The following is a 9,030-nucleotide window of genomic DNA, read 5'->3' on the forward strand; positions in this document are numbered from 1 at the left end:
CGCCGACCATTCTCTTTGCTAGTTCGGGTTGGTGAGGTGCCGGATCGCCGTGACGATCCGGCTTTAGCATTTAGTGCTGTTCGTCGGTGACAGAGCCGAGGCGCGACAGGACCTTCGTCCAGCCCTCGCTCATGTTCTTGTAGGCGCTGTCGTTCTTCGGCGTGACGAAGCCGGAATGCACAAGGCGAAGACGGGTGCCGTTGTCGACCTTTGCCAGCGTCCAGGTGACGACCGTATCGAGGCGGGAGCCGTAGCCGGTATTGCCCTCGTGCCCGCCCTGCCAGGAGTAGACGAAGCGCTCATGCGGACGCACCTCCAGCACCTGGCAACGGATCGTCCCGTCCCAGGCGCCGGCCGGCGTCGTCTGGAAGGTGAAATGCGTGCCCTCCACGGGTTGAAAGCCCGTCGGCGGCATGATCCATCGGCCCATCAGGTCGCCGTTGGTCAGCGTCTTCCAGATCGTCTCGGGCGTATGCGGAAACACCTCGTCGACGACGATGTCTTGCGTCTCGGACTTCAGAACTGCTGCGTCGGTCATGGATCAATCTCCTTGAGAAGTGTGCGTAGGTCGGCAAAGCGCTCGCGCCAGAAGGTGCCGTAGTGGCTCATCCAGTCGACGAGCGGCGCCAGGCCTTCGGGCTCGGCGCGGTAATAGACGTTGCGGCCCTCCGGACGCTCGGCGACGAGACCCGCCTGCTTCAGCGATTTGAGGTGCTGGGAAATCGCGCCCTGCGTCACGCCGCTGCCGCGGGTGAGCTCGACCACGGTGATTTCCTCGGCATTGGCGATGCGCTCGAAGACGGCGCGCCTTGTCGGGTCGGCAAGGGCGCGCATGACGGCGGTGATGGGGGCGGTTTCAATCATCATGGCTAAATCATTAGTGTAGGCTGATTGATTAGTCAACACTATTTGTTTCGCCCGGCGCTCCTGAAACGATAAGGCTGTCGTCCGAGTTTGGGTTCGAGACGAGAAAAAGGGGCGCCACCCAAGGTGCGCCCCTTTGTATTGTTGTCGGTTGAGGTTGCTTATTCGCTGGCTTGAGCGGCCTGTTCGATAAGCGCTGCGACAGCGTCCGGCTTCGAGACGTAGACGGCGTGGCTGCCGGATGTTTCGACGACGGTGGAGCCGGCGCGTTTTGCCATCTGGCGCTGGGCGGCCGGCGGGATCATGTGGTCGTCGGTCGCAACCAGGTAGAAGCTCGGCTTTTCCTTCCAGGCCGGAGCGGTGACGGCACCGGCTGCCGCTTCCACGCCCCACGGCACCTGGGAGTCGGCCATGAAGGCTGCAATCTCGGGATCGACGTCGGCCGCGAAGGCGGCGGCGAACTTCGCCTTGTCGAGCGCCAGGAAACCATCGACCGGCGGCAGGATCGGCGGAACGGAGGCGCCGGCCGGCGGGTTGGCGATCAGCGTGGAAACGGACTCGCCCTTATCCGGCGCGAAGGCGGCGATATAAACGACGGACTTCACCTTTTCGTCGGTGCCGGCTTCCGAGACGACCACGCCGCCATAGGAGTGGCCGACGAGCACGACCGGGCCGTCCTGCGCGGCAATCGCGCGCTTGGTGACGGCGACGTCGTCTGCAAGCGAAAGGGTCGGGTTCTGGACGATCGTGACGTTGTAGCCGTCCTTCTTGAGGATGTTGTAGACGCCCTGCCATCCCGAGCCGTCGACGAAGCCGCCGTGAACGAGCACGACATTCTTGGTGGCGGGGGCGGCCTCAGCCGGTGTGAGCGCGCTTGCGGAGAGGGCGAAAACGGCGGCAGTGATGAGGGTCTTGATCATTTTCGGGTCTCCTTGGTTGAGTTGGTTTCCGCGAAAATCGTTATCGCGATAATCATCGTATACGCCGACTCGATTTCGTTGTAAAGATACTTTTTATCGCGATATTGATTTTCGCAGCACAAGGTTCGAACTGCGCCAAGGAGACTACGATGTCTGATGCACCCACCCTGCCACTGGACAGCCAGCTCTGTTTTTCGATCTATTCGGCGTCGATCGCCATCAACCGCGTCTACAAGCCCATGCTCGATGCGCTGGGTGTGACCTACACGCAGTATCTCGTCCTGAGTACGCTTTGGGAAAAGGACGGCCTGACGATCTCGGCGATCGCCGATCGGCTGAGCCTTGAATCCAGCACCATTACGCCGGCGGTCAAGCGGTTGGAGGCCGCCGGTTTCGTCGGCCGGCATCGCAGCATGGTCGACGAACGCCTGGTCGAGGTTCACCTCACCGCCAAGGGTCGGGATCTCCACGTGAAGACCGGATGCTTGACGGCCTCTCTGCTGGAGCATTCGGGTTTCACCGTACCGGAGATGATCGATCTGAACGAAAGGGTCCAGAAGTTGCGCAACGGAATGCGGGACGCGGCCAAGGCGTAGAGGCGGGCGAGCATTGCGACGCGGTTCGGCGCCGGGCTATGTCTGCCTTCTCGATGGTGGCGGGCGCTTCCAGCCCATCACCGCGTTCGCGCTCCAACGCGCGTCCACCAGCTCGGCGATCAGGAAATCAGCGAGGGCAGAGACCTTGGCGGGTCGCGCGCGGGCCGTCGGCGTCACGAAGTACAGTCCGCCTTCCGGTAGACGCCAGTCGGTGAGAACAGGTTCCAACCGTCCGTCCGGAAAATACTGGGTGGCGATGAACTCGGGGAGCTCGGTCATCGCCAGCCCTTCGAGTACTGTCGGCAGCAAGGCCTCCGCGCTCGTCCCTCGCAGCAAGCCCCTGGGCGCAACCGCCACTTCCTCGCCGGTCTCGTGATGGGTGAAGCGCCAGACGTCCCGTTTCGACCGGTTGGCGTAGCTCAGACACTGGTGGGCGACGAGGTCGTGCGGGTGCTGCGGGCGGCCATTTGTTTCAAGGTAAGCCGGCGAAGCGACGACGAACCGTTGGACAGGTGCGATCAGCCGCGCGACGAGCGATGAATCCTCCAGCACGGCGATGCGCAGCGCAGCGTCGAAACCATCGCCGATGAGGTCCGTCTGCGCATCGGTCAAGTGAAGGTCGACTGCGATTTCGGGGTAGCGCCGAAAGAATTCCGGCAGAAGCGGGGCGACCCAGCGCGTGCCGAAGGACAGCGGCGCGGCTAGCTTCACCAGCCCTCGCGGACGGCTGGCGGCGTCGCGCGCCAGGTCCTCTGCCTCTTCGGCATCCGCGAAGATCCTGGACGCTCGTTCGGCCAGCATGTGGCCGTAGTCGGTCAGGGCAAGTCGGCGCGATGTTCTATTGAACAGACGACCGCCAAGTCGCTCTTCGAGACGGGTGACGGCGCGCGATACGGTTGCGACCGAAACCCCCATCGTCCGTGCCGCCGCAGCGAAGGAACGCTCCTCCGCCACCTTGGCAAACATCGCCAGCGCTTCGAAATCGGGCAGCTTGGACATCGACAATTCTGCAATGATAACTTTCAACCATTTCTATTTCGAAAAGAGCGGAGTTGCAACATCATGGCCTGGTCCGCAACGAATTGCGGAGTCCACGTCAAGGAGACGTTCAATGTCTGCGACCCGTTATCTTCCCTTTGTCGGCCGGCTGCTGATCGGCCTTCCCTTCGCCATGAGTGGTTTCAGCAAACTCGGCGCCTACAGCGCCACGACCGGCATGATCGGTGCCGTCGGGCTGCCTTTTCCACCGCTGGCCTTCACCGTGGCAGTGCTTGTCGAGCTTGGTGGAGGTCTGCTTCTCATTGCCGGCTATCGCACCCGCTCCGTAGCGGCTGCTCTCGCGCTGTTCTCCCTCGCAACGGCCTTCTCGTTTCATAGCAATTTCGCCGATCAGAACCAGATGATCCATTTCCTCAAGAACGTCATAATGGCGGGTGGGCTTCTTCAGATCGCTGCATTCGGCGCCGGTGCTTTCAGCATCGACAATCGGCACCAGGCCGGCGAGCCGGGCACAGGCGCGGCGGTTGCCGCCCATTAGTCAGCCAATGCCGGATCGGCGGATGTTGCCACCGGGCTGAGCGATCCAGACCTGACCCTGTGCCCTGTCCTCACGCTTCCGGCAATCGGCCCGACCCCAACCGGAGAAATGTGATGTCTTTCCCCGTTTCGACCTTGTTGCTTCGCAACCTCCACGACGTGTTCGGTGAGATTGACGCTGAGCGCCGGCGTGCCGCGATCGACGAGATCTTCCATGAAGACGCCGTGTTCTATGACCCCAATGGCGGTATCTTCCGCGGCCGCGACGAGATTGATCGGATCGCGGGCGTGATCAAGGCCACACATCCCGACTTTCAATACCAGCCGATCGCCCCAGCTGAGGAAATAGGCAATGGCGGCCGGGTCCGGTGGGTGTCAGGCAGTCCCGGCAAAACAGCGGCCTATGCCGGGACCGATTTCATCATCGCCCGGGATGGCAAGATCGCCGCCGTCTATCTCTTTTTTGATGCGCTTCCATAGATCAGACGCATCGCGATCGCTTTCCGGGCACCGGGCAAGCGGCTATCTCAGCCGGCCGATCGGAATGATCTCGGGCGCGGAAGTTTCGAACGAACTGCCGTCCCAGCCGCCGAGCCACTGTTCGACGACGAGCCCGGCCTCGTCCATCATCGCGACGAGGTCTTCATGGGAAGGGAAGGCGATTTTCGACTGGGCCGCGTAAGTGCGTCCGTCGGCTGCGATCCGATAGAAAGTTCCGTATTCCACGATACCCGTCGCCGGATCATGCTGCACGTCGTTCCAGGCGAGAACCTGGCCTAGGACCGGATGAACGATGTCCCGTTCGGATTCGGCCGCGGTCCACTCCCGCCATTCTTCGACCAGCGGATTGCGGCTGTCGAAAATGAAGCGCCCGTCGGGAGCCAGATGCGCTGCGATGGTCTTGAGTGCGGCGAGCTGATCCTCCCTGGTCAGGAAGACCTGGAAGGCATGGCCGCTGAGCAGCACCATATCGAAGGTCTCGTCGAGGCGGATGGTCCGCCCGTCGCCCTCGACCCAACGCACCCGGTCGCCGCCGGGTCGTGACCTCGCGACATCGAGCATCGCGGCCGCCGGATCGACGCCGACGACCCGTTTGCCACTCACAGCAAGAGCAGCAGCCAATAGGCCGGTGCCGCACCCCAGATCGAGGATCGAGGTGCGGCTAGCGGCCATGGTCTTCAGATATTCGGAATCAGCGGTCCAGCCGTTCTCGATGTCGTAGAACTCTACAAGGCTTGGATCGCTATAGAGCTTGTCTGACGGCATCGAGATGACTGCTTATTCCCACTCGATCGTGCCCGGCGGCTTCGAGGTGACGTCGTAGACGACACGGTTGATGCCGCGGACCTCGTTGATGATGCGCGTTGCCGCGCGGCCGAGGAATTCCATGTCGTAGTGGTAGAAGTCGGCCGTCATGCCGTCGACCGAGGTGACGGCACGCAGCGCACAGACGAACTCATAGGTGCGGCCGTCGCCCATGACACCGACGGTCTGCACCGGCAGAAGCACGGCAAACGCTTGCCAGATGGCGTCGTAGAGGCCGGCCTTGCGGATCTCGTCGAGATAGATCGCATCAGCCTCGCGCAGGATCTCGAGCTTCTCGCGGCTGATGCCGCCCGGGCAGCGGATGGCAAGGCCCGGGCCCGGGAAGGGGTGGCGGCCGATGAAGCTGTCGGGCAGGCCGAGCTCGCGGCCGAGCACGCGGACTTCGTCCTTGAACAGTTCGCGCAGCGGCTCGACGAGCTGCATATTCATGCGCTCCGGCAGGCCGCCGACATTGTGGTGCGACTTGATCGTCACCGACGGGCCGCCGGTAAACGAGACGCTTTCGATCACATCGGGATAGAGCGTGCCCTGGGCAAGGAAGTCCGCGCCGCCGAGCTTCTTCGCCTCTTCCTCGAACACTTCGATGAACAGGCGGCCGATGATCTTGCGCTTGGTCTCGGGGTCGCTGACGCCTTCGAGTTCGCCGATGAAGCGGTCGGACGCGTCGACGTGCAGGAGGTGCAGGTTGTAATGCTCCTCGAACATCGCAACGACGTTCTTCGCCTCGTCCTTGCGCATCAGGCCGTGGTCGACGAGGATGCAGGTGAGCTGGTCGCCGACAGCCTCATGGATGAGGAGTGCCGCGACCGAGCTGTCGACGCCGCCCGAAAGCGCGCAGATCACCTTCTTGTCACCGACCTGGTTGCGGATCGCCTCGACCGCCTTGGCGCGGTAGGCCGACATCGACCAGTCGCCCTTGATGCCGGCGATCTTGTGCACGAAGTTGGCAATCAGCTTGGCCCCGTCGGGGGTGTGCACCACTTCGGGGTGGAACTGCACGGCGTAATATTTGCGCTTCTCGTCGGCGATGAAGGCGAAGGGCGCGTTGGCCGAGGTCGCGACGACCTCGAAGCCCTCGGGGATCGCGGTGACGCGGTCGCCATGCGACATCCAGACCTGGTGGCGCGAGCCGACGGACCAGAGGCCTTCAAACAGCGGGCAGTCCTTTTCGACTTCCAGGAAGGCGCGGCCGAATTCGCGGTGATGTCCGCTCTCGACCTTGCCGCCAAGCTGGGCGCACATGGTCTGCTGGCCATAGCAGATGCCGAAGACCGGCAGGCCGGAATCGAAGATCACCGAGGCTGCGCGCGGCGAGCCGATGTCGAGCGTCGAGGCGGGGCTGCCGGAGAGAATGACGGCCTTCGGCTTCAGCTGGCGGAAGCCTTCCTCCGCCGACTGGAACGGCACGATTTCGCAATAGACACCGGTTTCGCGCACGCGCCGGGCGATGAGCTGCGTCACCTGGCTGCCGAAATCGACGATGAGGACGGTATCGGGATGGGCTGTCTGGGTCATTGGGGGCCTTCAAACAAGCTTGATCATGGCGAGCCTTTAATGAAAGGCCGTCATCAGCGCAACGATTCAATTGCACCCCGACAATTCCGGGGTTTCCGAGCGGGATCAGGAAAAGTGTGTGCGGTTTTCCGCCCGCATCCCGCTCTGACTTACGATCACATTTAGAGCCGGATCGCGCCGCTTGAGATCGCATTCTCCAACCGGTCGATCACGGCTGCAAGCTTCTCGTCGATGACGTGCAAATATTCCGTCCAGTCGCTGACGTGCTTGAGCTCGGCCTTGCCGTCGGAAATGCCGCGAAGCGCAATTAGCGGAACCCCGAAGGACTGGCAGGCGCGCAGGACCGCAAAGGTCTCCATCTCCACCATGTCGGCGTCGATCGCCTCGTACGCCGCGCCCGAGACGATGTTGGCGCCGGTCGAAAGCCGGGCCTCCGGCACGCCGGGAATCCTGAGCGGCAGCGGCACCACGGCCGGCAGGTCGAGAAACGGCGTTGCGCCCTTCTCGAAGCCGAGCGGCGAGGCATCCATGTCGCGATAGCCGACGGAAACGGCCTGGTAGACCTCCGTCTGTTCCAGCCTGGCGGCACCGGCGGACCCGAGCGAAACGACCAGATCGGGCAGGGCTCGCTCCGCGGCGAGCTCCGCGAGCGTTCGCGTCAGCACCACGGCGGCCTCGACCGGGCCGACGCCGGTCATCAGCGGTTTGATCCGCTGCTTGAGGTGCGTCCCGTATTCGGCATCCACGGCCATGACGTAGAGAACCCTGCGTCCGGCAACGGTTTTGACGGCAAAACTCATCCTTCGATCCCCTGGCGTCCGCGTACCACCATCATCGTCCCGGTCATCGAGGCGATCAGCTTCGCCGGCCCATCGGCGCGGATCGCGTAGCCGCGCCCGTCGGAGACGATGATCGTCGAGCCGGGTTTGGTCACTTCACCGCGAAACAGGAAACGCTCGCCGCGCCCCGGCGAAAGCAGGTTGACCTTGAACTCGATCGTCAGGATCGAGGCATCCGGGTCGATCACCGAATAGGCGGCATAGGTGCCGGCCGAATCCAGCGCCGCCGAGATCACGCCCGCATGCAGGAAGCCATGCTGCTGCGTCAGCTTGTCGTCGAACGGCAGTTCGATCTCGACCGTGCCCTGTTCAACGAGCGTCAGTTCGGCGCCGACCGTGCGCATTGCCGCCTGCCGCGCGAAACTCTCACGGATGCGCTTTCGGAAATCGGGGGGATCACGGTCGTCCATCAGTCCACATGGCCTTTTTTTGTCGGGTGGCATCATTATGCCTGCGGGACAGTGGCACGCTCGTGAAGGTCCGACAAGTTCAATTCATGAGCAAAATCGAGCTGTTGAGCGTCGTCGCAAACGCAACCCAGGCGAGATATGGCAGGAACAGCAGGGCCGAAACGCGATCCCGCCGCCGGCTTGCGACGACGAAACCGGCGACTGCAATCAATAGCGCGGTGATGACGATCTGGGCTGGGGAGATGTCCTGCATCCCGAAGAACAGCGGCGACCAGAGGAAGTTGAGGAACATCTGCGCCAGCCACAATCGCATGGCGGCGCGAGACCGAGACCAGTGGCGAATAGGACTGCGCACACGATCGTTCTGTTCATGGCCTCGACAGATAAAACAGACTTTCTGGCTTTCCATGGGGGCTGCCGTTTTGAAGCCGTGATCTGCCACCTATATCATGTGCCATGAAGAGCTTCAGACGCATCGACATCCGGCCGGCCGGTCCGGATGACATCATGATGATCGCCTCCGTCATCGTCGAAAGCTGGCAATCGACGTTCCGCGGACTGATTTCCGACGCCTTCCTCGATGGGATGAGCGTCGAAGAGCAGGCGCTGCGCCACGCAAGGCGCATGCGCGTCGCCGATGTCTTTCATCTGGTCGCGGTCGACATGAGCACGAACAAGGTGATCGGTTTTGCCAATTATGGAAAAGCCCGATCGATGCCGCCGCGTTTCGATCGCGAGCTCTATGCGCTCTATATCCTCAAGGAATTCCAAGGCGCCGGCATCGGCTCGGCACTGGTGCGCAGCGTTGCCGCCCATTGCCGGGAACTGGGCGGCAAGTCCCTGTTTGCCTGGGTGCTTTCCAGCAATCCGAACAGGGCGTTCTATGAGCATCTGGGTGCGGTTGCCGTCGGCCAGGGCCAGGTAAGCCTCGGCGGCGAAAACCACGACCAGACGGCCTATCGCTGGGACGACTTGGCAAAGCTCTCCGGCGCCGGCCGCTTTTCGGCCTGAGGCATGTCTCCGG

The 9,030-nt window shown here is 62.7% G+C and carries 13 protein-coding genes; 4 read left to right on the forward strand and 9 right to left on the reverse strand.

The genetic code is table 11. The features are described from left to right. Positions 1 to 70: 70 nt before the first annotated feature. From AC3WWH_RS01145 to AC3WWH_RS01155, 3 genes are all read right to left on the reverse strand, one after another. Complete coding sequence (locus AC3WWH_RS01145; protein ID WP_058324578.1) at positions 71 to 538, reverse strand: SRPBCC family protein; 468 nt, start codon at positions 536 to 538, stop codon at positions 71 to 73. Then, positions 535 to 864 carry an ArsR/SmtB family transcription factor gene (locus AC3WWH_RS01150; protein ID WP_057248239.1) on the reverse strand — a complete coding sequence of 110 codons (330 nt, stop codon included), beginning with the start codon at positions 862 to 864 and terminating at the stop codon, positions 535 to 537. The genes AC3WWH_RS01145 and AC3WWH_RS01150 overlap by 4 nt, the downstream gene beginning before the upstream one ends. A 161-nt stretch (positions 865 to 1,025) precedes the next feature. Further along, a complete protein-coding gene (locus AC3WWH_RS01155) occupies positions 1,026 to 1,784 on the reverse strand; it encodes an alpha/beta fold hydrolase (protein WP_058324579.1) in 759 nt (252 codons plus the stop codon). A 149-nt stretch (positions 1,785 to 1,933) separates the two neighbouring features. Here AC3WWH_RS01155 and AC3WWH_RS01160 point away from each other — a divergent pair, with 149 nt between their 5' ends. Next, positions 1,934 to 2,380, forward strand: coding sequence for a MarR family winged helix-turn-helix transcriptional regulator (locus tag AC3WWH_RS01160; RefSeq protein ID WP_057247904.1), 447 nt, complete (start codon positions 1,934 to 1,936; stop codon positions 2,378 to 2,380). Between the two features lie 36 nt (positions 2,381 to 2,416). On the opposite strand, the gene AC3WWH_RS01165 is transcribed toward AC3WWH_RS01160, so the two are convergent. After that, positions 2,417 to 3,379 carry a LysR family transcriptional regulator gene (locus tag AC3WWH_RS01165; protein ID WP_058324580.1) on the reverse strand — a complete coding sequence of 321 codons (963 nt, stop codon included), beginning with the start codon at positions 3,377 to 3,379 and terminating at the stop codon, positions 2,417 to 2,419. Positions 3,380 to 3,491: 112 nt separating this feature from the next. Between AC3WWH_RS01165 and AC3WWH_RS01170 the strand changes: the two genes are divergently transcribed. Continuing rightward, positions 3,492 to 3,917: a DoxX family protein gene (locus tag AC3WWH_RS01170; RefSeq protein WP_058324581.1), complete on the forward strand. Its 426-nt coding sequence runs from the start codon at positions 3,492 to 3,494 to the stop codon at positions 3,915 to 3,917. A 113-nt stretch (positions 3,918 to 4,030) separates the two neighbouring features. After that, on the forward strand, positions 4,031 to 4,396 hold the full coding sequence (locus tag AC3WWH_RS01175) for a nuclear transport factor 2 family protein (protein ID WP_058324582.1): 366 nt from the start codon (positions 4,031 to 4,033) through the stop codon (positions 4,394 to 4,396). Positions 4,397 to 4,438: 42 nt separating this feature from the next. Here AC3WWH_RS01175 and AC3WWH_RS01180 read toward each other — a convergent pair whose 3' ends face one another. From AC3WWH_RS01180 to AC3WWH_RS01200, 5 genes are all read right to left on the reverse strand, one after another. After that, entirely contained in the window at positions 4,439 to 5,182 is a 744-nt protein-coding gene (locus AC3WWH_RS01180) for a class I SAM-dependent methyltransferase (protein ID WP_058324583.1), read from the reverse strand. A 12-nt stretch (positions 5,183 to 5,194) separates the two neighbouring features. Then, positions 5,195 to 6,757, reverse strand: coding sequence for a glutamine-hydrolyzing GMP synthase (guaA, locus tag AC3WWH_RS01185; RefSeq protein ID WP_058324584.1), 1,563 nt, complete (start codon positions 6,755 to 6,757; stop codon positions 5,195 to 5,197). Between the two features lie 161 nt (positions 6,758 to 6,918). Continuing rightward, on the reverse strand, positions 6,919 to 7,557 hold the full coding sequence (locus tag AC3WWH_RS01190) for a 5'-methylthioadenosine/S-adenosylhomocysteine nucleosidase (protein ID WP_058324585.1): 639 nt from the start codon (positions 7,555 to 7,557) through the stop codon (positions 6,919 to 6,921). Continuing rightward, complete coding sequence (locus tag AC3WWH_RS01195) at positions 7,554 to 8,006, reverse strand: PaaI family thioesterase (protein ID WP_057247911.1); 453 nt, start codon at positions 8,004 to 8,006, stop codon at positions 7,554 to 7,556. Before AC3WWH_RS01195 ends, AC3WWH_RS01190 begins: the two co-directional genes overlap by 4 nt. A 79-nt stretch (positions 8,007 to 8,085) precedes the next feature. Then, a complete protein-coding gene (locus AC3WWH_RS01200) occupies positions 8,086 to 8,448 on the reverse strand; it encodes a TspO/MBR family protein (protein WP_245299270.1) in 363 nt (120 codons plus the stop codon). A gap of 14 nt (positions 8,449 to 8,462) precedes the next feature. On the opposite strand from AC3WWH_RS01200, the gene AC3WWH_RS01205 reads away from it, so the two are divergent. Then, positions 8,463 to 9,017: a GNAT family N-acetyltransferase gene (locus tag AC3WWH_RS01205; RefSeq protein ID WP_058324587.1), complete on the forward strand. Its 555-nt coding sequence runs from the start codon at positions 8,463 to 8,465 to the stop codon at positions 9,015 to 9,017. Positions 9,018 to 9,030 lie beyond the last annotated feature (13 nt).

It is taken from the genome of Ensifer sp. EB106-03-01-XG145 (assembly GCF_058792075.1).

Coding starts and splice junctions, on each gene's coding strand:
- AC3WWH_RS01145 (WP_058324578.1), bottom strand. CDS start 538: ATGACCGACGCAGCAGTTCTGAAGTCCGAGACGCAAGACATCGTCGTC.
- AC3WWH_RS01150 (WP_057248239.1), bottom strand. CDS start 864: ATGATTGAAACCGCCCCCATCACCGCCGTCATGCGCGCCCTTGCCGAC.
- AC3WWH_RS01155 (WP_058324579.1), bottom strand. CDS start 1,784: ATGATCAAGACCCTCATCACTGCCGCCGTTTTCGCCCTCTCCGCAAGC.
- AC3WWH_RS01160 (WP_057247904.1), top strand. CDS start 1,934: ATGTCTGATGCACCCACCCTGCCACTGGACAGCCAGCTCTGTTTTTCG.
- AC3WWH_RS01165 (WP_058324580.1), bottom strand. CDS start 3,379: ATGTCCAAGCTGCCCGATTTCGAAGCGCTGGCGATGTTTGCCAAGGTG.
- AC3WWH_RS01170 (WP_058324581.1), top strand. CDS start 3,492: ATGTCTGCGACCCGTTATCTTCCCTTTGTCGGCCGGCTGCTGATCGGC.
- AC3WWH_RS01175 (WP_058324582.1), top strand. CDS start 4,031: ATGTCTTTCCCCGTTTCGACCTTGTTGCTTCGCAACCTCCACGACGTG.
- AC3WWH_RS01180 (WP_058324583.1), bottom strand. CDS start 5,182: ATGCCGTCAGACAAGCTCTATAGCGATCCAAGCCTTGTAGAGTTCTAC.
- guaA (WP_058324584.1), bottom strand. CDS start 6,757: ATGACCCAGACAGCCCATCCCGATACCGTCCTCATCGTCGATTTCGGC.
- AC3WWH_RS01190 (WP_058324585.1), bottom strand. CDS start 7,557: ATGAGTTTTGCCGTCAAAACCGTTGCCGGACGCAGGGTTCTCTACGTC.
- AC3WWH_RS01195 (WP_057247911.1), bottom strand. CDS start 8,006: ATGGACGACCGTGATCCCCCCGATTTCCGAAAGCGCATCCGTGAGAGT.
- AC3WWH_RS01205 (WP_058324587.1), top strand. CDS start 8,463: ATGAAGAGCTTCAGACGCATCGACATCCGGCCGGCCGGTCCGGATGAC.